The sequence below is a fragment of the Xanthomonas sp. LMG 8993 genome (genome assembly GCF_009835065.2).
Classification (GTDB): domain Bacteria; phylum Pseudomonadota; class Gammaproteobacteria; order Xanthomonadales; family Xanthomonadaceae; genus Xanthomonas; species Xanthomonas arboricola.
The window spans coordinates 127,668-152,670 of record NZ_QVIF02000008.1 but is presented as its reverse complement, the minus strand read 5'-3'; the positions used below and the strand labels follow the sequence as shown (position 1 = coordinate 152,670).

Genomic DNA, 25,003 nt, shown 5'->3' with positions numbered 1-25,003 from the left:
ACGCACTCGCCCTGCTTCTGCAGCGGCAACTACCCGCGCAAAAGCATCCACGATCAATCCATAAAGTGCTGCAGAAACGCCATGAATCGAAGATTCATAACGTGGTCTGAATCTATTGAAAAACCAAAATTTCAATTGAGATTGACGTCACACAAGCAGCATCACCAGATACTTCGACTAAATACCTAGTAGTTTTGATAGTTACTTAAAGTAAACCATGTTTCGACCTTCACTAAATGCATTTCATCGCAACAGCGCCAATGCGACCGCAGACGTTCGCCCCCACCAGGAACGCATGCAACGTGATGGCGACAAGCCTTGTGCTGGCCGCGGGCCAGGCTGGAAAGCCGCGTTTTTCTCGAGTGTCCTGCCGATGCGCGCGCTGCGTGCAAGGACGTGGCTGCCATTGGCAGCTGTTGCAGGCGAGCCCGGCTCCTTGGGAGCCTGCAGTCGACCCAAACGCGGCCATGCATTTTCTTGCTCATAAAGCACCAGGCATCGCCACGCCGCTCGCGGCAACGGTCGAAGGACTCGATACCACCGCAGGCCGTCGCGCAGCTCCGACACCGGAAACGACAACGGCCGTGTGCATCGCTGCACACGGCCGTCCAATGACACGGTTGGTACGGCGCTTCAGCTCACGCCACACACCTCCGCACCGTCAACCGCACCAGACCCGCGCGTTGCGGAACATGCGCAGCCACGGCGAGTCCTCGCCCCAGTCGGCCGGGTGCCAGCTCAGGTTTGCCGTGCGCGGGGTGCGCTCCGGATGCGGCATCAGGATGGTGGCGCGACCGTCGCTGCTGGTCAGCCCGGTGATGCCGTCCGGCGAGCCGTTCGGATTGAGCGGGTACTGCGATGCCACCGCGCCATCGCCATCGATGAAGCGCAGGGCCACACGGGCAGCCGCCTGATCCACCACGGTGTCGAACTCGGCGCGGCCTTCGCCATGCGCCACCGCCACCGGGATCCGCGAACCGGCCATGCCGCGCAGGAAGATCGACGGCGACTCCACCACTTCCAGCAAGGCGGTGCGCGCTTCGAACTGCTCGCTGCGATTGCGCAAAAAGCGCGGCCAGTGCTCGGCACCGGGAATGATGTCCTTGAGCTGGCTGAGCATCTGGCAGCCGTTGCACACGCCCAACGCGAAGGTATCGCTGCGCGCAAAGAACGCGGCGAACGCATCGCGCAAGGCCGAGCGCTCGAGGATCGAGGTGGCCCAGCCACGGCCGGCACCCAGCACGTCGCCGTAGCTGAAGCCGCCGCAGGCGGCAAACCCGGAGAACTGCGCCAGATCCACGCGGCCTTCGATCAGGTCGCTCATGTGCACGTCGAACGCACGGAAACCGGCGCGCTCGAAGTTGTAGGCCATCTCGATCTGCCCGTTGACGCCCTGCTCGCGCAGGATCGCCACCTTGGGCCGCGCACCGGTCGCCACGAACGGCGCGGCCACGTCTTCGGACGGGTCGAACACCAGCTTCGGACGCAATCCCGGCGCCTGGAAGTCGCGTGCCTGCGCGCGCTCCTCGTCGGCGGTTTCCGGGTTGTCGCGCAATTTCTGCATGGCGTGCGTCACCGACCACCAGGCATCGAACAAGGCTTCCCAACGCCACTCGGCCAGCACCCGGCCCTGCCCGCTCACGCGGATGCGTGGCGCGCCGGTGGGGCGTGCGATGCGCTGCGCGCACTCGGTCAGCGCGTGCCGCTCGACCAGATCGGCGAACGCGGCGCGGTCCTCGCTGGCGATCTGCACCACCGCGCCCAGTTCTTCGTTGAACAGGCTGCGGAATGCATCGTCGCCCCAGGCATCGAGGGTGATGTCCAGGCCCTGCCGCGAGGCGAACGCCATCTCGCACAGCGCCGCAAACGCACCGCCATCGCTGCGGTCGTGGTACGCCAGCAACAGGCCGCTCTCGCGCGCCGCGCGGATCAGTTCAAAGAAGCTGCGCAGCCGCTGCGCATCGTCCAGATCCGGCACCTCGCCGCCGAACGCCGGCAATGCCGCAGCGTCGGCATACACCTGCGCCAGCACCGAACCGCCCAGGCGCTGCTTGCCGCCGCCCAACCCGATCAACCACAGCTCGCTCTCTTCGTCGCTGCGCAACAACGGCGTCAACTGCGTGCGCACATCGCCGACCGGCGCGAATGCGCTGATGATCAAGGAGACCGGTGAAACGCTCTTGTGGGCGATGGGATTGGAGATTGGGGATTGGGGATTCGCAACGGCGGAAGGCTGCGGCGTTTCGCCAATCCCGACTGCCGAATCACCAATCCCAGCGTCAACCCACTGCGCCTGCATCGACAGCGAGTCCTTGCCCACCGGCACGCTCAGTTCGAGTGCCGGGCACAGCTCCATGCCGATCGCGCGCACGGCGTCGTACAGCAGCGCGTCTTCGCCGGCGTGACCGGCGGCGGCCATCCAGTTGGCCGACAGCTTGATGCTGTCCAGCGTCTGCACCGGCGCGGCGCACAGGTTAGTGATCGCCTCGCCCACCGCCATGCGCGCCGACGCGGCGGCGTTCAACAACGCCAGCGGGGTGCGCTCGCCGATCGACATCGCCTCGCCGGCGAAGGTGTCGAAGCCGGCCAGGGTGATCGCGCAATCGGCCAGCGGCAGCTGCCACGGCCCGATCATCTGCTCGCGCGCGGTCAGGCCGCCCACGCTGCGGTCGCCGATGGTCACCAGAAAGCTCTTGGACGCCACCGTGGGATGCGCCAGCACGCGCAGGCCGGCCTGCTGCAGGTCCAGCGCGGCGGTCTGCAGCACCGGCCACTGCGGCGCCGGCGGATGCAACGCATCGCGATGCATCTTCGGTGCCTTGCCGAAGAGCACGTCCATCGGCAGGTCGATCGGGAGCGGGGATTGGGGATTGGGGATTGGGGATTGGTTGGAAGCAACGGCGGACCCGGCAACTGATGAATCGCTTTTGCGAATCTCGAATCCCGACTCCCCAATCCCGTCCCCAAACACGCCATAGCCAACCACCAGCCGCTCCTCGGCCGTGGCCACGCCGACGGCGGCAAACGGGCAGCGTTCGCGCGCGCAGATGGCGGCAAATTCGTCCAGGCGTGCCTGCGGTACGCCCAGCACGTAGCGCTCCTGCGATTCGTTGCACCACAGTTCCAGCGGCGACAGCGAGGGGTCGTCGGTGAGCACGCGGCCCAGGTCGATGATGCCGCCCACGCCGGAGTCGTGCAGCAACTCGGGGATGGCGTTGGACAGGCCGCCCGCGCCCACATCGTGGAACCAGCGGATCGGGTTGTCGCTGCCCAGCGCCACGCAGCGGTCGATGACCTCCTGGCAGCGGCGCTCCATCTCCGGGTTTTCGCGCTGCACGCTGGCGAAATCCAGCGCCTCGGCACTGTCGCCGGCCGCCACCGAGCTGGCCGCACCGCCGCCCAGGCCGATCAGCATCGCCGGGCCGCCCAGCACGATCACCGCATCGCCGGGCTGCAGGCGCAGCTTCTCGACCTGATTGCGATCGATCGCGCCCAGGCCGCCGGCCAGCATGATCGGCTTGTCGTAGGCGCGGGTCAGGCCCTCACCTTCGGCAAGCTCGAAACTGCGGAAATAGCCGAGCAGGTTCGGCCGGCCGAATTCGTTGTTGAACGCGGCGCCGCCGAGCGGGCCGTCGAGCATGATGTCCAGCGCCGGAGCCATGCGCGGGTTCAGCGCGCGCGGCGCCTCCCACGGCTGCGGCAGGGTCGGGATGCGCAGGTGCGACACCGTGAACCCGGTCAGCCCGGCCTTGGGCTTGCCGCCGCGGCCGGTGGCGCCTTCGTCGCGGATCTCGCCACCGGCACCGGTGGCGGCGCCGGGAAACGGCGCGATCGCGGTCGGGTGGTTATGCGTCTCGACCTTGATCGCAAACGCCGACGGCAGCACCGCCTCGGCACGGTACTCGCCACTGGCCGGATCCGGCCGATAGCGCGCGGCCGGCACGCCTTCCACCACCGCCGCGTTGTCGCTGTAGGCCGACAAGGTGTGCTGCGGGGTCTGCTGGTGGGTGTGCTTGATCATGCGGAACAACGAGCGTTCCTGCGGCTTGCCGTCGATGGTCCAGCTGGCATTGAAGATCTTGTGCCGGCAGTGCTCGGAATTGGCCTGGGCGAACATCATCAGCTCGACGTCGGCCGGGTCGCGGCCCAGCTCGGCGAAGCGTTCGCGCAGGTAATCGATCTCGTCCTGCGCCAAGGCCAAGCCAAGGTCGCGGTTGGCCTGTTCCAGCGCCGCCAGCGGCACACGCTGCAACTGTCCGCGATCGGGCACGTTGAACAGCGCCTCGGCGGCCGCGGCCGAGCCGAGCAGCGACTGCGTCATCGGGTCGTGCAGCAGCTTGGCCACGGCGGCCTGCATCGCTTCGTCGGCCGGCCAGCCTGCCAGATCGATGCGGGTACCGCGCTCCACGCGCTGGATCGGCTGCCCGGCCCCGCGCACCAGTTCGGTGGCCTTGCTCGACCACGGCGACAAGGTGCCCAGACGCGGCACCACATAGCGCGAGGAAGCATCCTCGGCCCGCGGCGCGGGGGCGGCTTCGGCCTGCAGGATCCGCTGCAAGGTGGCCTGGTCGGGCGCTTGCCCGGCCTCGGCGCGGATGAAGTACACGTGCCAGGCGCCGGTGATGCGCAGCGCGGGAACGAGGGTTTGCAGGCGGGTTTCGAGCCGAGCGCGGCGGAACGGCGAAAGGGCGGAAGCGCCCTCGAGGACCATCATGTCCGGGGAACCGTGTCAGAAACGGGGCTGCAGATTGTAACGGAGCTGATGCGTCGGCGCCGGACCCGGCGTGGGTGGGCCGCCGATCCATGCGGTGATCATTCGCACAGCCCGGGCCGGATTCGGCGCATTCCGGCCGATGCGGCAACGGCGAAGGCGGATGGCGATGCCGGCAGGGATTGTCGCGCCCACCTGCCTTGGGGCCGGTCTCAGCGCGGTGGCAACGTCCGCAGCGCTAGCCACCACCGGTCCACCGCCGCTCAGCCAGCCCGCCCCTGAAACGCAGGAGGCCGGAATGCATGCATTCCGGCCTCCTGATCAATCACACCGACCGCCGCAGCGGCCAGCATCCCGGCTCCGCTGCGGGATACCTCAGCGGCTGCCGCCGGCAGTGCTGACCGCGCGCTTTTCCAGCGCCTCACGCAGCTGCGCCGGCGGCAGGTAGCCACCGAGCTGGGTGCCGTCCGGCGCAAAGATCGCCGGGGTGCCATTGACGCCCAGACGCTGGCCCAGCGTGTATTCCATGGACACCGGGTTCTTGCAGTCCTTGGCATTCACCGGCTGCCCGGACTTGGCCGCGGTCAGGGCCTGCTTGCGGTCGGCGGCGCACCACACCGCGATCATTTCCTTGTGGTCCTGGCTGCCCAGGCCCATGCGCGGAAACGCCAGATATTCCACCGCGATCCCCTGCTTGTTGAGTTCGCCGATCTCGCTGTGCAGCTTGCGGCAGTAGCCGCATTCCACGTCGGTGAACACTGTCACGGTGTACTTGGGGTTTGCCGGTGCGAACACGATGCGGTCGGCCTTGGGCACGGTCTCCAGCTGCTTGCGGCGGTAGGCCAGCAGGCCCGGGCTGGCAGCGAACTGCTTGTTCTGGATGTCGAACGGCTGCGCCTGGATCAGGTAACGGCCGTCGTCGCTGACGTACAGCACCTGCCCGCCGACCACCACTTCGCGGAAACCGGGAAACGGCGCGGCGCCGATGTAGTCCGGCTTGAAATCCGGATCCAGCGCCTTGAGCGCGACGCTCACACGCTGGTCCACATTGCCCGCAGCGGCGGGGGCAGCGGCGGCAGCTGGCTTGGCGCCGGCATTGCTTGCCGCAGGCTGCGAGGATTGCGCGCAGGCGGTAAGGCTGATTGCGCCCAGCAGCGCGGCGATGGCAAGACGATACATTCACGCATCCAGTTGAATGGGGTGCCTGGATTCTCGCACAGCGCAGATGAAGCCAGGCAGCGAGCGGGACGCTTTGTTTGCCGGCCGAGCCGCTGAATGGGCCGCGGGGGGATGCCGCTGCGCCTGCGACCGCAGTCAGCCGCGCGGATGATGGGCGGCGTGCAACTTCTGCAGGTGCTGACGCGCCACCAGGGTGTAGATCTGCGTGGTGGACAGCGAGCTGTGACCCAGCAGCATCTGCAGCGCGCGCAGGTCCGCACCGTGGTTGAGCAGATGGGTGGCAAAGCTGTGCCGCAGCCCGTGCGGGCTCACCGTGGCGGGGTCGATCCCGGCCACCGCCGCATAGCGTTTGACCAGCGCCCAGAACTGCTGGCGGCTGGGCGGCTGCCGCGCTGCATCGATGAACAGCGGCACCTGCCCGTCCACTGCCGCCACCGCTTTGTGGCTGGCCAGCAGCGGGCGCGCCTGGCTCAGATACCGCTCCAGCCAGTGCTGGGATTCCTCGCCCAGCGGTACCAGCCGCTCCTTGCTGCCCTTGCCGGTGACCCGCAGCACGCCCTGGCGCAGATTGACCCCCACCGCCGGCAGGTTGACCAGTTCGCTGACGCGCAGGCCGGCCGCATACATCAGCTCGAGCATTGCGCGGTCGCGCAGGCCCAGCGGGGTGTCGATCTCGGGCGCGGCCAACAGCGCATCGATCTGCGTTTCGGTCAGCGCCTTGGGCAAGCTACGGGGCAACTTTGGTGGGTCGATCAGCGCCGTCGGGTCGTCGCTGCGTACCCCATCGCGCAGGCACAGCGCGTAGAACGCCCGCAGCGTCGACAATAGCCGCGCTGCGCTGCGTGGGGAGTAATTGGCCTGAGCGCGCCAGCGCAGATAGTCGAACAACGCCGCCCGATCGACACCCAGCAGGCCGCCGCCGGCACCGTCGCGCCAGCGCGCCAGGCCTTCCAGGTCGCGCCGGTAACTGTCCAGGGTCTGCCGTGCCACGCCCTGCTCGGCCCATAACCGGTCCAGGAAGCGTTCGATGGCGGCGGCATCGGCGGCCTGCACCGGTGGCAGGTGTTGCGCCAGTTGGCGACGTTCGGCGGGACTGCTGGCTGACATCGCAACAGCATAGAGCGTGACATGCGATTTGCGGCGCGCCGTGTTGGCCAGGCGCGGGATTGGTGGTGCGGCTTGCCTCGACAAGCCAGCCACCACATCGCTCCCGCCTCGACGCACAGGCCCGGCCCGGCGCGGGATTGCCGCAGCGCGACGTTGCCCGATCGGCTGCGCCGGCTATGCTCGCGGCATGACCTCGCCCCCTTCACCGCGCAGCGCGCGACCGCCCGCCCTGGTGGTCTGGCGCCTGCTGGCCCTGTGCTACGACGCCTGGCCGGTCCTGGCGCTATGGATGCTGATCTCCGCCGCGTTCACGCTGGGCTTCACGCTTGCCGGGCACCCGGCCCGCGAAAACATCGCCCCCTTCAGCGGCTGGCAATGGCTGTTGTGGCTGTGCTGCTGGATCGCCGCCGGGGTGTACGCCACCGTCAGCTGGCGACGGGGTGGCCAGACCCTGGGCATGCGCCCGTGGCGGCTGTCGCTGGTCGGCCCGCAAGCCACCTGGCGCGCGCTCTGGGTCCGCTATGCCGTCGGCACGCTGTCGCTGGCCTTGGCTGGCGCAGGATTCTGGTGGGCGTGGCTGGACCGCGACCGCCTGGCCTGGCACGACCGCGCCAGTGGTACCCGGCTGCAACGCACACCCAAACGCTGAAACGACCAGACCGGCCTCTTGCCGATCTCGACGGCAGGCGACAACGGAGTGCGGCCGTCATGCGAAGCACCCACCAGGCAACTGCTCGCGTGCAGGCAGTTAAATGCGGCGAACCGAGACGGGTGTGGACTCAATGCCCGCGTGCCGAGGGGCGCTCAATCAGCCACTGCACGGCATAGCCAACCAGATACAGCGCCGCCAGAAATGGCGGAACCAATAGCAGATAGCTGTGCACCCAGGGCATATCGGTCAACCAGGCGTCAGCACCCATGGCATCAAGCACAGTCAGCTGTGGTGTCAGCGGCAACTGCAGCAATACAAAATGGCCCTTGGGGTCGCCACCAGCGTCGCTGGCCGCCCACACGCATAGAGCAGTTCCAGCGACGTATAGCAGACAGAGCACGGTTCCGAACACGCTGAACCGACGCATCGGCGTCAGCTACTGCGCCGTCGGAACAGCCATGCCGACACGCCCAGCATCACCATCGGCGGCAGCGCGTAGGCGATGCGGTAATCCAGCTTGAGTGCGCCGGCCATGCGGCCGAAGAACAGCTGCAGCAGCCAGAACCCCAGCGCGAACAGGATGCCCAGGAACAGCCGCTTGCCCAGGCCGCCGCTACGCAGCGAACCGAACGAGAACGGAATCGCCGCCAGGCACAGCGCCAATACGTTGAGCGGATAGAACCAGCGGCTCCAGTACTGGTCTTCGTAGTCGCGTGCGTCCAGGCCGTTGCGGCGGCGGTACTCGATGCTCTGTTCCAGATCGCGCGCGGACAGGTTGCGCGGCTTGGCCAGCCCGGCCGCCAGTGCCGCCGGGCTGAGCTGGGATTGCCACGGCAGCTCGGGGAAGGTTTCGCGCTGCACCGAGCGCTCCTGGAAGGTGTCGCGGCGCACCTGGCGCAGCGTCCAGGTCCCGTTGCGGTTCTCGGCCAGCGCTGCATAGGTCAGCTGCTGCATGCGGCCGCTGGCATCGAGGTGGTACAGCCGCACATCGTGCAGGTCCAGCGCGGTGCCGCCGCCATCGAGCAGCTTTTCTTCGCCGCTGAGCGCGTTGAGGAAGGTGTCGCCCTCGCGCGCCCACAGGCCGGAATAGCGCGAGCCGGCCATGTTGCTGTTGTAGCGGGCGCTGGTCTTGAGGGTATCGGCCTGGTTCTGTGCCCACGGCCCCACCGTCTCGCCACTGATCACCATGGTGGCGGTCAGCAGCGCCATGGCCGCCACCACCGAGGCCGACATACGCTTGCGCGACACGCCCAGCGCGCGCAGCGCGGTGAGCTCGGACGTTGCCGCCAGCTGGCCCAGGCCCATCAGGGCGCCGATCACCGCCGCGGTGGGAAACAAGGTGTAGGCCCGGCGCGGCACGGTATAGGCCACATAGGCCACCGCATGGCCAAAGCTGTAGCTACCCTGGCCGATGCTTTTGGCCTCGCTGGCAAAGGCGTTGACCAGGTCCAGGCCCAGCAGCACCGCCCACGTCAGCAGCACGGTGAACAACACCGCGCGCCCGATGTACCAGTCATGCACCCGCGGCATCAGCCTCATGCGCGTACCCTCGGCCGACGCACGCGGCCATCACGCGCATACGCCCAGATCGCCACCGCCAGCAGCGGCAGGGTCAGCCACCACAGACCGAGCGCGGCCGGCGTCTTGCCATTGGCGATCCACTGGGTGCCGACGATCATCAGATTGGTGCCCACCATGTACGCCAGGAAGGCCAGCATGATCCGGCCATACCGCTGCTGCCGCGGCGCGCTGCGCGACAGCGGCAGGGTCAGCAGCGCGAAGGCCAGCGCCAGCAGCGGCGGCGCCAGGCGCTCATGCAGCTGCGCGCGCGCGGCCGGGCGCTGGTCCGACAGCAGCTGCGTGGTCCACATCACTTCCGGATCGTTGGCATCGTGCACCTGGGTCCGGTCGGGCAAGGCCACATCGTTGCTGGCGAACTTCATCAGGCGGTAGTCCAGGGTATTGCCGGCGGCCGGGCCTTCGATGCGGTAACCGTCCTCCAGGCGCAGATAACGGTCGGCCTTACCTTCGAAGAACATCGCGCCGCGGTCGGCGGTGACCACATCGATGCGGTCGTCCTTCTGGCGCTGCATGAAGACCTTGCCCAGGCCCTTGCCGTCGGCCGAGATCGTGGTCAGGTACACCACGCCGCCACCGGACAGCGGGGTGAACTTGCCCGACTCCAGGCCGGCCATCACGATGCTGCGGTTGGCGTCTTCCAGCATGGTCTCGGCGGTGCGGCTGGCCCAGGGGCCCAGCCACAGCGAGCACAGCCCGATCACCACCACCACCGGCACCACCAGCATCAGCATCGGCCGCAGCAGGCGCCGCGGGCCCACACCGATGGCGGTGATGACGGCCATTTCTGAATCGCGGTACAGCCGCGCCAGTGCCAATAACAGCCCCAGCATCAGCGCCAGCGGCAGGATGATCGGCAGATACGCAACGAATTGCAGGCCCACCTGAGACAGCAGCAAGCGAGCAGGGATGCGGCCGTCGGCGATATTGCCGAGGATATCCACCAGCACACCGCCGACGCTGACGACCAGCAGCACGATCAAGGTGGCCAGGAAGCTCTGGGTGAAATCGCTAAGCAGGTATCGATCGAGCTTCGGCATGGGGTGGGCTTGTTTTAAACTCTCGGATTCGTTCGCGGCGGCGCCAGCCTAGTCCGGTTGGCGTAAACAGCCCGCGATTGTACGGATTTGCCTACGGAATCTGATCAATGGCCCTGCAATTCACCCTGAACCAAGACGCGCCGGCAAGCGCCGCCGTCGACTGCATCGTGGTTGGCGTGTTCGCCGACAAGACCCTGTCGCCCGCTGCCCAGGCACTCGATAGCGCCAGCCAGGGCCGTCTGACGGCCCTGGTGGCACGCGGCGATGTGGCTGCCAAGACCGGCAGCACCAGCCTGCTGTACGACCTGCCCGGCGTCGCCGCCCCGCGCGTGCTGGTGGTCGGCCTGGGCGAAGCCGGCAAGTTCGGCGTGGCGCCGTACCTCAAGGCGGTGGGCGATGCGACCCGCGCGCTGAAGACCGGCCCGGTCGGCACCGCCCTGCTCACCCTGACCGAATTGCCGGTCAAGGCGCGCGACAGCGCCTGGAACATCCGCCAGGCCATCATCGTCAGCGACCACGCCGCTTACCGTTACACCGCCACGCTGGGCAAGAAGAAGGTCGACGAGACCGGCCTGACCACGCTGGCGATCGCCGGCGACGACGCCCGCGCACTGGCCGTGGGCGTGGCCACCGCCGAGGGCGTGGAGTTCGCCCGCGAGCTGGGCAACCTGCCGCCGAATTACTGCACCCCGGCCTATCTGGCCGAGACCGCCGCCGCGTTCGCCGGCAAGTTCCCCGGCGCCGAGGCCGAGATCCTGGACGAGACGCAGATGGAGTCGCTCGGCATGGGCTCGCTGCTGTCGGTGGCGCGTGGCTCGGCCAACCGCCCGCGGCTGATCGTGCTGAAGTGGAACGGCGGCGGCGACGCGCGTCCGTACGTACTGGTCGGCAAGGGCATCACCTTCGACACCGGCGGCGTCAACCTCAAGACGCAGGGCGGCATCGAGGAAATGAAGTACGACATGTGCGGCGGCGCCAACGTCATCGGCACCTTCGTGGCCACCGTCAAGGCAGAGCTGCCGATCAACCTGGTGGTGGTGGTGCCGGCGGTGGAGAACGCCATCGACGGCAATGCCTACCGCCCCTCCGACGTGATCACCAGCATGTCCGGCAAGACCATCGAGGTCGGCAACACCGACGCCGAAGGCCGCCTGATCCTGTGCGATGCGCTGACCTACGCCGAGCGCTTCAACCCCGAAGCATTGGTGGACGTGGCCACGCTGACCGGCGCCTGCATGGTGGCGCTGGGCCACCAGACCGCCGGCCTGATGAGCAAGCACGACGACCTCGCCAACGAACTGCTGGCCGCCGGCGAGCACGTGTTCGACCGCGCCTGGCGCCTGCCGCTGTGGGACGAGTACCAGGGCCTGCTGGATTCCACCTTCGCCGACGTCTACAACATCGGCGGCCGCTGGGGCGGCGCGATCACCGCCGGCTGCTTCCTGTCGCGCTTCACCGAGAACCAGCGCTGGGCGCATCTGGACATCGCCGGCGTCGCCAGCGACGAAGGCAAGCGCGGCATGGCCACCGGCCGCCCGGTGGGGCTGCTGACCCAGTGGTTGCTGGACCGCGCGGCCTGATGTCGCCACGCGCTGCACTGGCGCTGATTGCCGGCTTCTCCGTTGTGAACGGAGCAGCCAGCGCGGTGCCGGGCTGGACCAACCCCGGCATCGACCTGCTCTGGATCGTCATGCAGATTGTGCTGTTGTTTGTCTGGCTGGCGGCCGACAGCCGCCGGCTCGGCTACCGCCGGCCGGCCTGGATGAATATCGGCATCGTGGCGTTCGCCGTGCTGTTCCTGCCGGTGTATCTGTACCGTTCGCGCCCGCCGGGGCGCCACCTGCGTGCATTCGGCGGCCTGCTGTTGGCCGTGCTCGGCTTTGCTGCCCTGTTCGTGGCCGCCGGCATGGCCACCGAATTCTTGCTCTCCTCCCGCTTTGTGACCGCCTGATGCCCCGTGCCGACTTCTACCTGATCGCCAAACCGCGCTTCCTCAACGAACCGCTGCGGCTGGTCTGCGAGCTAGCGCGCAAGGCCAACGACGCCAACCTGTCCACGCTGATCCTGGCGCGCGACGCCGCGCAGGCCGAGGCACTGGACGACCTGCTGTGGGCATTCGACGACGAGGCCTACATCCCGCACCAGATTGCCGGCACCGACGAGGAAGACGAGCTGGCGCCGGTGCTGATCGCCGCGCCGGAGTTCGATGCCCCCTCGCGCCCGCTGGTGATCAACCTGCGCGACGACCCCTACCTGGGTGCCTGCGACCGCGTACTGGAAGTCGTCCCGGCCGACCCCGCCGCCCGCGAACCGCTGCGCGAGCGCTGGAAGCAGTACAAGGCCCTGGGCCTGGAACTGACCAAATACGACATGTGAGAGGGCGGGGATTGGGGAGTCGGGATTGGGGATTGGTAAAAGCAACTCTTTTGCGCATCCCAGGGCTGCATCCAATGACGAATCCCCAATAGCCGATCTTCGCTCCACCGCACCACCGCTGACGTTGATGAGTGGATTGCCAGCGCTTCTCGCCGGCCCCATGACGCAACCAATCCCGAATCCCGAACAACGAATCGCCGCCTCTCTATGACCACCCTCGCCTCCAGCTACGAACCCTCTTCCTTCGAATCGCGCCTGTACGCGCAGTGGGAGGCGGCCGGTTATTTCGTGCCGTCCGGCAAGGGTGAGCCGTATACCGTGCTGCTGCCGCCGCCGAATGTGACCGGGACGCTGCACATGGGCCATGCGTTCCAGCAGACACTGATGGACGCGTTGGTGCGTTATCACCGCATGCGCGGCTTCGACACGCTGTGGCAGGTGGGCACCGACCACGCCGGCATCGCCACCGAGATGGTGGTGTCGCGCAACCTGGCCCTGGAAGGCAACGGCAAAACACGCGACTCGCTGGGGCGCGATGGCTTCATCGCCAAGGTGTGGGAATGGAAGGCCGAGTCCGGCGACACCATCGAGCGCCAGATGCGCCGGCTGGGCACCTCCAGCGACTGGTCGCGCAGCACCTTCACCATGGACCCGCAGCCGTCGGCCGCGGTCAACGAAGCCTTCGTGCGCTGGTACGAGCAGGGCCTGATCTATCGCGGCCAGCGCCTGGTCAACTGGGACCCGGTGCTGAAGACCGCGATCTCCGACCTGGAAGTGGAAAACGTCGAAGAAGACGGCTTCCTGTGGTCGATCCGCTACCCGCTGGCCGATGGCGTGACCTACGAGCACGTCGAACACGATGCCGACGGCGTCGAGACGCTGCGCGAAACCCGCGATTACCTGGTGGTCGCCACCACGCGCCCGGAAACAATGCTGGGCGATACCGCAGTGATGGTGCATCCGGAAGATCCGCGCTACGCCACGCTGCACAGCGCCCGCATCGTGCTGCCGCTGACCGGCCGGCAGGTGCCAGTGATCACCGACGATTATGTCGACCGCGCCTTCGGCACCGGCGTGGTCAAGGTCACGCCTGCGCATGACTTCAACGATTACCAGGTGGGCGTGCGACATGACCTGCCGCTGATCAATCTGTTCACCGTCACCGCCACCATCAACGAGAATGCGCCGGAGCGTTATCGCGGCCTGGATCGTTATGACGCACGTAAGCTGGTGCTGTCGGAACTGGAAGACCTGGGCGTATTGGTCGAAACCAAGCCGCACAAGCTGCAGGTGCCGCGCGGCGACCGCACCGGCCAGGTGATCGAGCCCTATCTGACCGACCAGTGGTTCGTGAAGATGGACGCGCTGGCCAGGCGCGGCCTGGAGCTGGTCGAAAGCGGCCAGGTCAAATTCGTGCCGCCGAACTGGATCAACACCTATCGCCACTGGATGGAGAACATCCAGGACTGGTGCATCAGCCGTCAGCTGTGGTGGGGCCATCGCATCCCGGCGTGGTTCGACGAGGCAGGCAAGTGCTATGTCGGCCACGACGAAGCCGAGGTGCGCGCGAAACACGGCCTGGGCGCCGACGTCGCGCTGCACCAGGACAGTGACGTGCTGGAAACCTGGTTCTCCTCGCAACTGTGGCCGTTCTCCACGCTGGGCTGGCCGGATGCGAACGCGATGGCCGAGCGCGGCTTCGAGCGCTACCTGCCGTCGTCGGTGCTGGTCACCGGCTTCGACATCATCTTCTTCTGGGTGGCGCGCATGATCATGGCCACCGACAGCTTCACCGGCCAGGTGCCGTTCCGCGATGTCTACATCACCGGCCTGATTCGCGATGCGCAGGGCCAGAAGATGTCCAAGTCCAAGGGCAACGTGCTCGATCCGCTGGACATCATCGACGGCATCAGCATCGAAGACCTGGTGGCCAAGCGCACCCACGGGCTGATGCAGCCGCGCATGGCCGAGAAGATCGAAAAGGCCACGCGCAAGGAATTCCCGGACGGCATCATCGCCCACGGTGCAGACGCGCTGCGCTTCACCATCGCCGCACTCGCCACGCACGGCCGCGACATCAAGTTCGATCTCGGCCGCGCCGAAGGCTACAAGAATTTCTGCAACAAGCTGTGGAATGCCACGCGCTTTGTGTTGATGAATACCGAGGGCGCGCGCTTTGCCGGCGTGCCGCAGCCGCGCACCGAAGCCGAGCAATGGATTCTGGCGCGCCTGGACAAGGTCACTGCCGAAACCCACGCGCACTACGCCAACTACCGCTTCGATCTGCTCGCGCAATCGCTGTACGAGTTCGCCTGGAATGCGTTCTGCGACTGGTTCGTCGAACTGGCCAAGCCCGCGCTCAATGGCCAGGACAGCGAAGCTGCCGCCAGCACGCGGCACACCCTGCTCTACGTGCTCGAAGCGTTATTGCGCCTGCTGCACCCGCTTACCCCATTCGTCACCGAAGAACTGTGGCAGCAGGTCGCACCGCGCCTGGGCATCACCGCCGCCACGATCTCGTTGCAGGCATTCCCGCAGGCAGGCGATATCGATACCGCCAGCTACGCCGGCGCAGAGGCCGATGTCGAATGGCTGAAGTCGATGGTGTCGGCACTGCGTCGTGTGCGCAGCGAGTTGAACGTACCGCCGTCCAAACAGGTTCGCCTGCTGCTGCAGGCCGGCACTGCCGACGATCGCACCCGTATTGGCCGCTTTGCCTCGCAGCTGTCGTTCCTGCTCAAGCTCGAAGCGATCGACTGGCTGGAGGCCGGCCAGGACACCCCGCCGTCGGCCACGGCCATCGTCGGTGAGCTGACCCTGCTGGTGCCGCTGGAAGGCCTGGTCGACATGGATGCCGAACGCACGCGCCTGGACAAGGAAATCAAGCGCGTGGAAGCCGAGATCGGCAAGTGCAATGGCAAGCTGGGCAACGCCACCTTCGTGCAGAACGCACCGGCCGTGGTGGTCGAACAGGAGCGTGCGCGCCTGAACGACTGGACCACGCAGCTGACCGGCCTGCGCGAGCAACGCGCCAAGATCTAACGCCGCCAAAACGCACAACGCCCGCAGTGTTGCGGGCGTTGCGGAAACAGATGCAACGCTGCATGCGTTGCATGTGGCAGACGCCTTACAGCTTGCCTGCGCCGGCTTTTGCCTTGACGTCCGCAGCGACCTTGTCGGCCGACAGCAGGCTATAGGTGTACGGCGGGGTCCAACCGATGTTGCTATTCCACGAGCAGGTCAGTGCCTTGCCGTTGAGCAGCGAGCCCTGGTCGCGGTACACGCTGCCGCCGTAATCGGCCGCAATCTTGTCGCAGCTGCTCACCCCACTGATGTCGAACACGTTGCGCTCGGAGAAGATCTTGGACTCCTTGCCCACGCCGTGCGCGTGCGAGAACGGGTAGACCTTATTGCTGGTGCTGCCGACGTGGTAGTTGTTGTACAGGTGCACCTGGCCGAAGCGCACCCGCGGCGCGCGTGCGGAAATGTTCTCGAACAAGGTGTTGTGGATGGTCACCTTGAGCTTGCCGCTGTCGGTGCTGGAGGCGCTGTCGCTGGAGCCGATCAGGTCGTTCTTCTCGTGCGACTTGAACGCCGAGTAGGAAATGGTGACGAAGTTGGCGCCCTTCTTGACGTCCATCGCACCGTCGTGATGCTGCTTGGGGCGCCCGTTGGCGGTGCCGTTCTGATCGTCGGTGCGGCGACCATCGGTGAAGGTGACATGGTCCACCCACACATTGGTCGCACCCTCGACCGTGAGGCCGTCGTACTCGGAATTCCAGTTGCCGGCACTGCCGTCATCCGGGTCCCAGACCGGCTCCGGATCCCATGGATTTTCGATGGTGATGTTGCGGATGATGACGTCGTTGGCCTTGACGTAGAAATAGCCTTCGCGAATTTCCGCGTTGCTGGTGATGCCGATCAGCGTGGTCTTGGTCGGGATGTCCAGCCGCGCGCGGCTCTTCATATCCGAGGTCGTGGTGTACGGCTTGCCCTCACTGACATCGATGATGCCGCTGATCTTGATGATGCGCCCGTTGCTGCCCACGCTGGCTTTCAGCGCGCTCTTCAGCTCGGCGGCAGTCTTGACCGTGTAGATGTTGGCAGCGGCCGCCTTGGAGCCGCCCTTGGTTCCCCCGTTCTGGGTTGCCCAACCAGTGGTTGCAACTTCCAGTGCAGGATCGGCGCAGGCAACGCCAACGACCAGCAACGACCCGACAAACAGCGACGCGGCGGCCGCCGTTGAAAATTTCGGCTTCATCTTGATGTCTCCCTCGAATGGGTTCGATGCGCCGCGCGGCGGCACACCCCTCGTCTAGCAGGCGCGGAACATACTTTTCATCTCTGTAATGTTCAGTTCCGCGACGCCGATACTAGGAGCATCGCAATGGCTTGTATCTAGCCGATGCATCGATGTGCACGCGCAGTCACGCAAACGGTTGCGGGACACGCAAGAGAAGACAAAACGCTGTAATCAAGACACGTGGAGACAGTCGCGAGGACACTGCAGTGCAGCATGATCTGCAGCGCAGTACACACGGGTACGGGTCAGCACGGTGTGCCACCACGCTCACAGACCTGCATGTTTTTTTTGACGCGCACATTGGTTGCAATGCGCTCTAGCGCCTTCGAGCGGCATCTCGCATGCGAGGACGCAACCGGTCACGTCACCGAAAAGAGAAATGCAAGATGGCGAAAGAATCACCATGATGTGTGCGAGCGTGTCATGCCAGATGGCGGCGCGCGAGCAGCCGACGCACGCGGTGCGTCAGGAACGATGTGCAGCCTTGCTGCGATCGATTGCAGTGACGCGCAAGGGCGTTGCTCACGGCATCGGCGATTGCCTGTTTACCCGATCGTCTGCTGTAACGACGAAGCCGCAGCTGCCGTGAGGCAGCGCAGTACCGGCGCAATTGTTCGCCCGCGACGCAAGCGCCGGGCGGAATATCTGCGGGTCGTCAGGCCCCTACCAAGGCAAACGCGCGGCGCCTGTCAGGTGAGTGGCTGACAGTGCCAACCGGACGTGCGCGAACGCTCCCATCAGCAACCGCCGATGCCGCTCAGGAAAACCCTTCGAAAGACAACTCGATCGCCATCACCAACGCATCTTCGCGGCCGGTGTTGGAGGGGTAATAGCGTGGGCGCCGTCCGATTTCATTGAAGCCTTCGGAGTGATACAGCGCAATCGCCGACGGGTTGGACGGGCGCACTTCCAGAAACGCCCGCCGCGCGCCGCGATCGCAGGCGCCCTTGATCAGCGCGCGCAACAGCACCCGGCCATGCCCCTGGGATTGCGCCTCCGGTGCGATGCAGACATTGAGCACGTGCGCTTCGTCGGCGGCGATGCTGATCACCCCGTAGCCAATGACCTGCCCGCCCTGCTCCATCACCCAGCCCGGATAGCCCGCCTGCAGGCAGTCGCGAAAGATGCTGCGCGTCCACGGAAACGGATAGGCGCGGTGTTCGATCTCCATCACCACATCCAGATCGCTCTCGCGCATGGCGCGTAGTGAGGTGGGCAGCGGCACGTTCAAGGCGCTCATGCCGGATCCCGACGCCGCCGCAGCGCACGCAGTTGCGGCCACAGCGCGCGCTTGGCCGCCGGGTTGCCGCGCAACTCGGCCAGCGGCCAGGATGCCATCAAGGCCTGGGTATTCGGATCGCCTGGATTGCAGCCGGAGGCGCGCAGCAATGCCATCTGCAGGCGATCGGGCATGCCGACCCGGCTGCGCCGCTGCGGCGCTGCCGATGGCGCAGTCGTGACCGCAGACGGCGCGTCGGCCGGCGCAGCGGGTGCGCTGCGCCGGACCACAGGCGGTGCCGCGGGTGGCGGCATCGACGGCGCGCGCTCCACGCGTGACGGTGCAGCCGCCGCCGGCGCATGCTCGCTCGTCTCGTCAGGCGCCGCCGCGTCCACGGCGTCGCGGTCCAGATACACGGTGTGCCCCAACGCCTGCAGATACGACACCTGCAGATCGGACCACATCGGCTCGGAGGCCAATTGACTCATGGCAGCTCGGGCGTGCGCCGCCAGCGCCGCCACAGCCACATCACCGGGCCGGACAGCGCATACAGCACGCCGATCACCAGCAGCGAACGGGCCAGATCGATCACCAGCAACGCGATCACCACCGTGGCGATCGCCAGCGCCAGGAACGGCACACGGTCGGCGCGCGGACCACGCGCGCCGCCCTTGAAACTCCAGAACCGGATCCGGCTGACCATCAGCAAGGCCGCCACCACGGTGACCGCCAGCGCCAGGTAACGCAGCTGCTCGCCGTCGAAGCCCAGGCTATCGTCGGCAAAGGCCCAGACGAAGGACATCATCAGGCCGGCGGCCGCCGGGCTGGCCAGGCCGATGAACCAGCGCTTGTCGACCACGCCGACCTGCGTGTTGAAGCGCGCCAGCCGCAGCGCCGCGCAGGCCGCATACAGAAAGGCGGCCGACCAGCCGACCCGACCCATCACGTTGCTGTCGTACTTCAATGCCGACAGCGACCAGTGGTACATCACCAACGCCGGGGCCATGCCGAAGCTGACCAGGTCGGCCAGCGAGTCGTACTGCACGCCGAATTCGCTGCTGGTATTGGTCAGGCGCGCGACCCGGCCGTCCAGCCCGTCCATCACCGCGGCCACGAACACCGCCATGGCGGCCTGGACGAATTGCCCATTGGCGGCGGCGATGATGGCGTAGAAACCGGAAAACAGCCCGGCGGTGGTGAACAGGTTCGGCAGCAGGTAAATCGTGCGCGAGCGCGGGGGCGGTCTCATCTCATCCATCCGGCAAGTGTAGGGCCTGAGGTCCGTCCGGCGGTAGCGCGCCTGTGCGCCTGCAGCGTCACTTGCCAGCGCGGGCCGCGGATGCTGCAATCGCCGCGGGAATCATCCAGGGGAAGCCACATGCACCTGTCGTCCGGGCTTTGCGCCCTGCTGATGCTGGCCAGCGCCGCCGCCGGCGCGACCGATCTGTATAAATGGAAGGACGCCAGGGGCGTCACCCACTACACCGAAACCCCGCCACCGGCCGGCCAGCGCTACGAAGCGCGCCGGATCGATGCGCGCAGCGGCACCGCCGCCATCGCCGCGCCGGAAACCACCACGCCCGAATCGGCCGACTGCCTGACCGCGCGCCGCAACCTGGAACTGCTCAGCGGCAAGGGCGAGGTCACCATGGGCGCCGGCGCCGACGGCAAGCCCGGCACCCCGCTGGACCCGGACGCGCGCGCGGCGCAGCGCAATCTCGCCGAGGCGGCCGCCAAGGCCTATTGCAAGCCGGCAGCGAGCGGCAATCCGGCCACCTGAGCCGGCCCGGGACCGGCCACATACCGGTCCCGGCATCCGGCCGATCGGCCGGTGCCCCTGACCGGCAGGGCGCGAGACTGGCAAACTATGGGCTTTCCGCCCAAGCGAAGCCCGATGCGTCTTTCCCAGTTCCACCTGCACACCACCAAGGAAACCCCGGCCGACGCCGAGCTGGTCAGCCACCGTCTGATGCTGCGCGCGGGCATGATCCGCAAGCTGGCCTCCGGGCTGTACACCTGGTCGCCACTGGGTCTGCGCGTGCTGCGCAAGGTCGAGGCCATCGTGCGCGAGGAAATGAACCGCGCCGGGGCGGTGGAAGTGCTGTTCCCCACCATCCAGCCGCGCGAGCTGTGGGACGCCACCGGCCGTTGGGAGAAGTTCGGCGGGCAGTTGCTCAAGATCAAGGATCGCAAGGAGCAGGAGTTCTGCTACAGCCCGACCGCCGAAGAGGCCGCGGCCGAATTCGCGCGCCAGGAGATCAACAGCTACAAGCAGCTGCCGATGAACTTCTACCAGATCCAGACCAAGTTCCGCGATGAGATCCGCCCGCGCTTCGGGGTGATGCGCGCGCGCGAATTCCTGATGAAGGATGCCTATTCCTTCCATCTCACCGATGCCGACATGGCGCGCGAATACGACAACATGCGCGCGGCCTATACCCGCATCTTTACCCGGTTGGGGCTGGAATTCCGCGCCGTGCAGGCCGACTCCGGCGCCATCGGCGGCGACGCCTCGCAGGAATTCCACGTCATCGCCGCCTCCGGCGAGGACTCGCTGGCATTTTCCACCGGCTCCGATTACGCCGCCAACGTGGAAACCGCCAGCGCCGCCCTGCCCGCCCCGCGCGCTGCGGCTGGCGAGGCAATGCGCCAGGTCGCAACGCCCACCCAGAAGACCTGCGAAGACGTCGCCCAGTTGCTGGGCATCGCGCTGCAGCGCACGGTCAAGTCGGTGGCGGTGATGACCGAAGCCGGCTTCGTGCTGGTGCTGGTGCGCGGCGATCATGCCGTCAACGAGATCAAGCTTGGCAAGGTCGCCGGCCTGGCTGGTTACCGCCTGGCCAACGAAACCGAAATCCGCGACCACCTCGGCTGCGAGCCGGGCTTTCTGGGTCCGATCAATACCGCCCGCCCGGTGCGCGTGGTGGCAGATCGCGATGTCGCGGCGCTGGCCGATTTCGTGGTCGGCGCCAATGTGCCCGGCGTGCACCTGGTGGGCGTCAACTGGGGCCGCGACCTGCCGGAACCGGAAACCGTTGCCGATGTGCGCAACGTCATCGACGGCGAACGTGCGGCCGACGGCGGCGAGCTGCGGCTGGCCCGCGGCATCGAGGTGGGGCATGTGTTCCAGCTCGGCAGCCAGTATGCGCAGGCATTGCAGGCCACCGTGATCGACGAGAACGGCAAGCCCGCAGTGATGAAGATGGGCTGCTACGGCATCGGCATATCGCGCATCGTGGCCGCGGCGATCGAGCAGAATCACGACGATGCCGGCATCGTCTGGCCCGCGCCGATGGCACCGTGGCAGGTGGTGGTCTGCATCATCAACCCCAAGCAGGATGCGCAGGTGGTTGCCGCCGCTCAGGCATTGCTGGACGAATTGCTTGACGCAGGCATTGAAGCGGCGCTGGACGATCGTGGCCTGCGCCCGGGTGCGATGTTTGCCGATATGGAACTGCTGGGCATTCCGCATCGGGTGGTGGTCTCCGAACGCGGATTGGTCGCCGGTACCTTTGAATATCGTGCCCGTACTGCGGAAGCAGCAGAAAACCTGGATAAGGCCGGATTATTCTCCCGCCTGGGTCGTTGATCAAATCACCCGAAACTACTTCGATTAGATGAACACAATGCGCCGGAGTATTTCGGCGCATTTGTCACCCGGGTTTTCTGACATTATGATGGCCAGCGCTGCCACGGACCGGCATTCTTTTCTCTCTCATCTTCCGGAGTAGTGATGTCGATCGATCTTAGCGGCCTGTCGGCCAAGCAATTGGGTGCCCTGATCAAAAACGCGAAAAAGCAGCAGACCGTGGTTGCCAAGCGCGCCCCGATTGCCAAGGTCCGCACGCAGCTGACCCGCGCGGCAAAAGCCCAGGGTTATTCCATCGAAGAATTGTTTGGCGCCAGCGCCGGTGCGGGCCGTTCGGCTGCCGCTGCCAAGCCGGGTCCGCGCGCCGGCCGCAAGCTGGGCAAGGTTGCGCCGAAATATCGCAACCCCGCCAATCCCCAGGAAGCCTGGACCGGCCGCGGCAAGCAGCCGCGCTGGCTGGCCGAACTGACCGCCGCCGGCAAGAAGGTCGAAGACTTTCTGATCAGCAAGGTCAGCGCCAAGAAGACCCCGGCCAAGAAGGCCGCGCCGCGCAAAGCCGCCACCAAGCGCGTGACCAAGAAGCCCAAGGCGGCTTGATTGTTACCAATAAAAAACGCCGGCAGTGCCGGCGTTTTTTATTGCGCGTTTTCTGCCGGTCATAAATTCTTGCGGGCCGGAATCAACAGATTGCCGAACAGCAATCCGGCCATCAAGGCCATCACGATATTGGTCACCGCCAATAGCGCGGCCTGCCCCACACTGACATCCTGTTGCTGTATCAGGGTCAGAAAGCCGCGCAGGCTGACACTGCCCGGAACCAGCATGATGATGCCGGGCAAACGGATCAATGCCCCGGGTTTTTGTATCACCCGCCCGAACAGATTACCGGCGGCGGTCAATGCCATGGCCGATGCAAAGACACCGGCCGGACCGCCCCAGGCGTGCCCGGCATAACGCGCGATGACATACCCGGACATGGCCGCCGCCATGATCCATAAATAATCACGTCGATTGGCCTTGAACAACACCGCAAACGCATAAGCGGCCACCAGCAGCGAGGCCCATTCCACCCAGCCGGCCTGCGGGCGCAATGCGGCCACCTGCGGATGCAGGCCGAGCACCTGGGTCAGCGTCACCGCGATCACTGCACCGACGGTGAGCTTGAGCACCGTGGTCACCGCACCGGCCAGACGCGCCGTGCCCGAGACCCAGTGCTGGCTGGCCAGCTCGTTGAAGGCATTGGTCAACGACATGCCGGGCAGCAGCACCACCAGCGAGGCGATGATCACCGTGTTGAGGTTCAGTGGCCCGACCAGCGACGCCACCACGGCGGCCACCACCCCGGCCAGCAGGCCGGCCAGCGCCTCGCCGGCTTCCTTGGTCGCCGGCCGCCTGTCGGTGTATTGGGTCAGCAGGCCGATCGACATGCCGATCGCGCCGGCGGTGGCGATGTCCAGCCAGGGCAGTTTCCACAGCCCTGCCACGCCGGCGGCGGCCAGCCCGAATGCCAGCACCTGCATGGTCTTGCCGCGCCGATCGACCTCGCGGTCCAGCCGCCGCAGCGCGGTGTGGCCCTGCGCGATGCTCATGCGCCCGTTGGCCACGCCGTCGGCCACGTAATCGGCCACGCTGAGCTTGTAAAGGTCGTTCTCGCCCGGAGCCAGCCGGATCACCCGGGTGATGTCGCTGGAGCCGATGGCCTTGGTCGGGTCGCTGAAGCTCAAAATGATCCCGGTGGGATTGGACCAGGGCTCGCAGTCCAAGCCCAGCTTGTGCGACAGCCCGACCACGGCGGCCTCCAGGCGCTGCGCCGTGGTGCCGTAGGAATGCAGGCGTCCGGCGATTTCCGAAACAAAGGCGACGCGCTGGGCATAGGTGGCGCTGGCGGACGGTTGGACGACGGTGGCAGCGGACATGCGTGGCGGGTCGGATCGGAGAAACGCCGTCTGGCGAGACCGTCAGTGTATGCCGCAGCGCACCTGGCCGGCGCGCCGATTGTCTGTGCCGGGACCGCAGCGGCGAAGCGTCCCCATCATTCGCTCACGCCGGGCGCGGTATGCTGGCGCCACGGACAGGCCACCCATGATCAAAGCGCAACCTCCACGCATCGAACAAGACTCGCAGGATCACGCACAGGTCCGCCTTGCTGGCAGTTGGGTCCTGGCGACCGCGTTGCCCCAGGCCGAGCTGCTGCAGGCCGTGCCCGAAGGGATCCGGCGCATCGACGCGCGCGGCATCGGGCAACTGGACTCGGCCGGGGTGCTGCAGCTGCTGCGCTTCGCCAGCCGCATGGGCCTGAAGGAAGACGCGATCGACTTCCGCGATGAGCACCAGGCGCTGGTGTGCACCATCGAGGAACTCAACGACGAACGCCCCAAGCCCAAACGCGACTACGGCTTCGTCGCCGCGCTGGACCGTCTGGGCCGCACCACCCACGGCGTCGGCCAGGGCATTCTGGAGCTGAACAGCTTTCTGGGCGAGAACCTGGTCAAGATTGCGCGGCTGATCCACGAGCCGCGGCGCTTCCGCCTGACCTCCACCGTGCACCACATGGAGCAGGTCGGCCTGGATGCGGTGCCACTGGTGGTGCTGCTGTCGTATCTGGTCGGCGCGGTGATCGCGTTCCTGGGCTCGACCATCCTGCGCGACTTCGGCGCGGAGATTTACGTGGTGGAGCTGGTGTCGATCGCCTTCCTGCGCGAGTTCGCGGTGCTGCTGACCGCCATCGTGCTGGCCGGGCGCACCGCCAGTGCGTTTACCGCGCAGATCGGTGCGATGAAATCGCGCGAGGAAGTGGACGCGATCCGCACCCTGGGCCTGGACCCGATCGACCTGCTGGTGATTCCGCGCCTGCTTGCGCTGATCTTCACCCTGCCGCTGCTGACCTTCATCGCGATGATCGCCGGCCTGGCCGGTGGCGTCACCGTGGGCGCATTCGATCTGGATATCCCGCCACAGATGTACCTGGCGCGCATGCACGACACCATCCAGCTGCGGCATTTCCTGGTCGGCCTATCCAAGGCGCCGCTGTTTGCGCTGGTGATCGGCCTGATCGGCTGCCTGGAAGGCCTGAAGGTCAGCGGCACCGCGCAGTCGGTTGGCGAACGCACCACCTCCTCGGTGGTGCAGACGATTTCCTTGGTCATCATCCTCGACGCGGTCGCCGCGCTGTGGTTCATGAAGATGGGGTGGTGATGAGACCGGGATTCGACATGCGGGATTCGGGATTGGTGCAAGGCAGGAGCGCAG

Annotated in this window: 21 protein-coding genes; 10 read left to right on the top strand and 11 right to left on the bottom strand. The window is 66.5% G+C overall.

All coding sequences use genetic code 11. The features are described 5' to 3' along the window. Positions 1-661: 661 nt before the first annotated feature. The 3 genes from purL to xerD all read right to left on the bottom strand — a co-directional run bounded on the left by purL (position 662) and on the right by xerD (position 6,997). Complete coding sequence (gene purL, locus DYQ94_RS15405) at positions 662-4,714, bottom strand: phosphoribosylformylglycinamidine synthase (RefSeq protein WP_126966641.1); 4,053 nt, start codon at positions 4,712-4,714, stop codon at positions 662-664. Positions 4,715-5,086: 372 nt separating this feature from the next. Next, the gene (locus DYQ94_RS15400; protein ID WP_016902881.1) at positions 5,087-5,890 is read right to left on the bottom strand and encodes a DsbC family protein; all 804 of its coding nucleotides are present in this window, start codon (positions 5,888-5,890) and stop codon (positions 5,087-5,089) included. A gap of 135 nt (positions 5,891-6,025) precedes the next feature. Next, on the bottom strand, positions 6,026-6,997 hold the full coding sequence (gene xerD / locus DYQ94_RS15395) for a site-specific tyrosine recombinase XerD (RefSeq protein ID WP_126966640.1): 972 nt from the start codon (positions 6,995-6,997) through the stop codon (positions 6,026-6,028). Between the two features lie 187 nt (positions 6,998-7,184). Between xerD and DYQ94_RS15390 the strand changes: the two genes are divergently transcribed. After that, positions 7,185-7,646 carry an RDD family protein gene (locus DYQ94_RS15390; protein WP_054592486.1) on the top strand — a complete coding sequence of 154 codons (462 nt, stop codon included), beginning with the start codon at positions 7,185-7,187 and terminating at the stop codon, positions 7,644-7,646. A 130-nt stretch (positions 7,647-7,776) separates the two neighbouring features. On the opposite strand, the gene DYQ94_RS15385 is transcribed toward DYQ94_RS15390, so the two are convergent. The 3 genes from DYQ94_RS15385 to lptF are packed head-to-tail and all read right to left on the bottom strand — an operon-like array spanning position 7,777 to position 10,267. Then, positions 7,777-8,076 (bottom strand): hypothetical protein, encoded by a 300-nt coding sequence (locus DYQ94_RS15385; RefSeq protein ID WP_126966639.1) that lies wholly within the window; start codon positions 8,074-8,076, stop codon positions 7,777-7,779. A 5-nt stretch (positions 8,077-8,081) separates the two neighbouring features. Beyond that, a complete protein-coding gene (gene lptG / locus DYQ94_RS15380) occupies positions 8,082-9,188 on the bottom strand; it encodes an LPS export ABC transporter permease LptG (protein WP_024939127.1) in 1,107 nt (368 codons plus the stop codon). Next, a complete protein-coding gene (gene lptF, locus DYQ94_RS15375) occupies positions 9,185-10,267 on the bottom strand; it encodes an LPS export ABC transporter permease LptF (protein WP_039814671.1) in 1,083 nt (360 codons plus the stop codon). Before lptF ends, lptG begins: the two co-directional genes overlap by 4 nt. Before the next feature lie 107 nt (positions 10,268-10,374). On the opposite strand from lptF, the gene DYQ94_RS15370 reads away from it, so the two are divergent. The 4 genes from DYQ94_RS15370 to DYQ94_RS15355 all read left to right on the top strand — a co-directional run bounded on the left by DYQ94_RS15370 (position 10,375) and on the right by DYQ94_RS15355 (position 15,685). After that, a complete protein-coding gene (locus DYQ94_RS15370; protein ID WP_126966638.1) occupies positions 10,375-11,847 on the top strand; it encodes a leucyl aminopeptidase in 1,473 nt (490 codons plus the stop codon). Continuing rightward, the gene (locus DYQ94_RS15365) at positions 11,847-12,218 is read left to right on the top strand and encodes a hypothetical protein (protein ID WP_184429090.1); all 372 of its coding nucleotides are present in this window, start codon (positions 11,847-11,849) and stop codon (positions 12,216-12,218) included. Before DYQ94_RS15370 ends, DYQ94_RS15365 begins: the two co-directional genes overlap by 1 nt. Beyond that, complete coding sequence (locus tag DYQ94_RS15360; protein ID WP_016902887.1) at positions 12,218-12,643, top strand: DNA polymerase III subunit chi; 426 nt, start codon at positions 12,218-12,220, stop codon at positions 12,641-12,643. Before DYQ94_RS15365 ends, DYQ94_RS15360 begins: the two co-directional genes overlap by 1 nt. A gap of 207 nt (positions 12,644-12,850) precedes the next feature. Continuing rightward, positions 12,851-15,685 carry a valine--tRNA ligase gene (locus tag DYQ94_RS15355; protein WP_126966637.1) on the top strand — a complete coding sequence of 945 codons (2,835 nt, stop codon included), beginning with the start codon at positions 12,851-12,853 and terminating at the stop codon, positions 15,683-15,685. 85 nt (positions 15,686-15,770) lie between these two features. Here the strand turns inward: DYQ94_RS15355 and DYQ94_RS15350 are convergent, their stop codons facing one another. Further along, positions 15,771-16,904: a pectate lyase family protein gene (locus DYQ94_RS15350; RefSeq protein WP_024939132.1), complete on the bottom strand. Its 1,134-nt coding sequence runs from the start codon at positions 16,902-16,904 to the stop codon at positions 15,771-15,773. A gap of 421 nt (positions 16,905-17,325) precedes the next feature. On the opposite strand from DYQ94_RS15350, the gene DYQ94_RS15345 reads away from it, so the two are divergent. Next, positions 17,326-17,535 (top strand): hypothetical protein, encoded by a 210-nt coding sequence (locus DYQ94_RS15345; protein WP_160954894.1) that lies wholly within the window; start codon positions 17,326-17,328, stop codon positions 17,533-17,535. A 168-nt stretch (positions 17,536-17,703) separates the two neighbouring features. Here DYQ94_RS15345 and rimI read toward each other — a convergent pair whose 3' ends face one another. From rimI to pssA, 3 genes are read right to left on the bottom strand one after another with little or no spacing between them, the layout of a single operon-like run. Next, a complete protein-coding gene (gene rimI / locus DYQ94_RS15340) occupies positions 17,704-18,186 on the bottom strand; it encodes a ribosomal protein S18-alanine N-acetyltransferase (protein ID WP_024939133.1) in 483 nt (160 codons plus the stop codon). Then, complete coding sequence (locus tag DYQ94_RS15335) at positions 18,183-18,653, bottom strand: alanine acetyltransferase (protein WP_046344356.1); 471 nt, start codon at positions 18,651-18,653, stop codon at positions 18,183-18,185. Before DYQ94_RS15335 ends, rimI begins: the two co-directional genes overlap by 4 nt. Then, positions 18,650-19,423: a CDP-diacylglycerol--serine O-phosphatidyltransferase gene (gene pssA / locus DYQ94_RS15330; RefSeq protein WP_016902892.1), complete on the bottom strand. Its 774-nt coding sequence runs from the start codon at positions 19,421-19,423 to the stop codon at positions 18,650-18,652. Before pssA ends, DYQ94_RS15335 begins: the two co-directional genes overlap by 4 nt. Positions 19,424-19,543: 120 nt before the next feature. Between pssA and DYQ94_RS15325 the strand changes: the two genes are divergently transcribed. From DYQ94_RS15325 to DYQ94_RS15315, 3 genes are all read left to right on the top strand, one after another. Next, entirely contained in the window at positions 19,544-19,945 is a 402-nt protein-coding gene (locus tag DYQ94_RS15325) for a DUF4124 domain-containing protein (RefSeq protein ID WP_104626241.1), read from the top strand. A 114-nt stretch (positions 19,946-20,059) separates the two neighbouring features. Continuing rightward, positions 20,060-21,754 carry a proline--tRNA ligase gene (locus DYQ94_RS15320; protein ID WP_126966636.1) on the top strand — a complete coding sequence of 565 codons (1,695 nt, stop codon included), beginning with the start codon at positions 20,060-20,062 and terminating at the stop codon, positions 21,752-21,754. A 144-nt stretch (positions 21,755-21,898) separates the two neighbouring features. Beyond that, positions 21,899-22,351, top strand: a complete 453-nt coding sequence (locus DYQ94_RS15315) for an H-NS histone family protein (protein WP_024939137.1) — start codon at positions 21,899-21,901, stop codon at positions 22,349-22,351. Positions 22,352-22,410: 59 nt separating this feature from the next. Here the strand turns inward: DYQ94_RS15315 and DYQ94_RS15310 are convergent, their stop codons facing one another. Next, positions 22,411-23,670 carry a threonine/serine exporter family protein gene (locus DYQ94_RS15310; RefSeq protein WP_024938335.1) on the bottom strand — a complete coding sequence of 420 codons (1,260 nt, stop codon included), beginning with the start codon at positions 23,668-23,670 and terminating at the stop codon, positions 22,411-22,413. Between the two features lie 49 nt (positions 23,671-23,719). On the opposite strand from DYQ94_RS15310, the gene DYQ94_RS15305 reads away from it, so the two are divergent. Further along, positions 23,720-24,949 carry an MlaE family ABC transporter permease gene (locus tag DYQ94_RS15305; protein ID WP_372358572.1) on the top strand — a complete coding sequence of 410 codons (1,230 nt, stop codon included), beginning with the start codon at positions 23,720-23,722 and terminating at the stop codon, positions 24,947-24,949. Positions 24,950-25,003 lie beyond the last annotated feature (54 nt).

What these genes read in the sequence shown, in the direction of transcription:
- DYQ94_RS15390 (WP_054592486.1), top strand. Translation starts at nt 7,185, where the DNA reads ATGACCTCGCCCCCTTCACCGCGCAGCGCGCGACCGCCCGCCCTGGTG.
- DYQ94_RS15400 (WP_016902881.1), bottom strand. Translation starts at nt 5,890, where the DNA reads ATGTATCGTCTTGCCATCGCCGCGCTGCTGGGCGCAATCAGCCTTACC.
- xerD (WP_126966640.1), bottom strand. Translation starts at nt 6,997, where the DNA reads ATGTCAGCCAGCAGTCCCGCCGAACGTCGCCAACTGGCGCAACACCTG.
- DYQ94_RS15360 (WP_016902887.1), top strand. Translation starts at nt 12,218, where the DNA reads ATGCCCCGTGCCGACTTCTACCTGATCGCCAAACCGCGCTTCCTCAAC.
- DYQ94_RS15365 (WP_184429090.1), top strand. Translation starts at nt 11,847, where the DNA reads ATGTCGCCACGCGCTGCACTGGCGCTGATTGCCGGCTTCTCCGTTGTG.
- DYQ94_RS15350 (WP_024939132.1), bottom strand. Translation starts at nt 16,904, where the DNA reads ATGAAGCCGAAATTTTCAACGGCGGCCGCCGCGTCGCTGTTTGTCGGG.
- DYQ94_RS15385 (WP_126966639.1), bottom strand. Translation starts at nt 8,076, where the DNA reads ATGCGTCGGTTCAGCGTGTTCGGAACCGTGCTCTGTCTGCTATACGTC.
- lptG (WP_024939127.1), bottom strand. Translation starts at nt 9,188, where the DNA reads ATGAGGCTGATGCCGCGGGTGCATGACTGGTACATCGGGCGCGCGGTG.
- lptF (WP_039814671.1), bottom strand. Translation starts at nt 10,267, where the DNA reads ATGCCGAAGCTCGATCGATACCTGCTTAGCGATTTCACCCAGAGCTTC.
- DYQ94_RS15310 (WP_024938335.1), bottom strand. Translation starts at nt 23,670, where the DNA reads ATGTCCGCTGCCACCGTCGTCCAACCGTCCGCCAGCGCCACCTATGCC.
- DYQ94_RS15305 (WP_372358572.1), top strand. Translation starts at nt 23,720, where the DNA reads ATGCCGCAGCGCACCTGGCCGGCGCGCCGATTGTCTGTGCCGGGACCG.
- DYQ94_RS15335 (WP_046344356.1), bottom strand. Translation starts at nt 18,653, where the DNA reads ATGAGTCAATTGGCCTCCGAGCCGATGTGGTCCGATCTGCAGGTGTCG.
- DYQ94_RS15315 (WP_024939137.1), top strand. Translation starts at nt 21,899, where the DNA reads ATGTCGATCGATCTTAGCGGCCTGTCGGCCAAGCAATTGGGTGCCCTG.
- pssA (WP_016902892.1), bottom strand. Translation starts at nt 19,423, where the DNA reads ATGGATGAGATGAGACCGCCCCCGCGCTCGCGCACGATTTACCTGCTG.
- DYQ94_RS15325 (WP_104626241.1), top strand. Translation starts at nt 19,544, where the DNA reads ATGCACCTGTCGTCCGGGCTTTGCGCCCTGCTGATGCTGGCCAGCGCC.
- DYQ94_RS15320 (WP_126966636.1), top strand. Translation starts at nt 20,060, where the DNA reads ATGCGTCTTTCCCAGTTCCACCTGCACACCACCAAGGAAACCCCGGCC.
- DYQ94_RS15370 (WP_126966638.1), top strand. Translation starts at nt 10,375, where the DNA reads ATGGCCCTGCAATTCACCCTGAACCAAGACGCGCCGGCAAGCGCCGCC.
- DYQ94_RS15345 (WP_160954894.1), top strand. Translation starts at nt 17,326, where the DNA reads ATGCAAGATGGCGAAAGAATCACCATGATGTGTGCGAGCGTGTCATGC.
- DYQ94_RS15355 (WP_126966637.1), top strand. Translation starts at nt 12,851, where the DNA reads ATGACCACCCTCGCCTCCAGCTACGAACCCTCTTCCTTCGAATCGCGC.
- purL (WP_126966641.1), bottom strand. Translation starts at nt 4,714, where the DNA reads ATGATGGTCCTCGAGGGCGCTTCCGCCCTTTCGCCGTTCCGCCGCGCT.
- rimI (WP_024939133.1), bottom strand. Translation starts at nt 18,186, where the DNA reads ATGAGCGCCTTGAACGTGCCGCTGCCCACCTCACTACGCGCCATGCGC.